Source organism: Secundilactobacillus mixtipabuli, from assembly GCF_002217925.1.
GTDB lineage: Bacteria > Bacillota > Bacilli > Lactobacillales > Lactobacillaceae > Secundilactobacillus > Secundilactobacillus mixtipabuli.
In genome coordinates, this window is sequence record NZ_BCMF01000062.1 from 1 (window position 1) to 241 (window position 241).

Annotated in this window: 1 protein-coding gene; it reads right to left on the bottom strand. The window is 38.6% G+C overall.

Features of this window, described 5'->3' with window-relative positions; translation table 11 throughout:
* The coding region (locus IWT5_RS12005; RefSeq protein ID WP_143443114.1) for a transposase at positions 1-241 on the bottom strand (241 nt) is incomplete at both ends.

Consider the following 241-nt stretch of genomic DNA (forward strand, 5'->3'; position numbering starts at 1 on the left):
GCTCTTATAGCCGAAGCCAGCTCGCTTGATTGCTTTGATTTTATTGTTTGTGCCTTCCAGTGGACCATTGGTGTAAGGATAGTTGAAGGTGTTTTTAATTTCGTCATGATGTTCTTTCAACGCTTTTAAAGTTAGCTGCATCTCTGACGAGATACCGTCTGTATGCCAAAAAGTGGCATTGTAATTATTCCAGTCATTCGTTTTAATAGCTTGACGTAGGTTATTTAGAACTTGATATGTC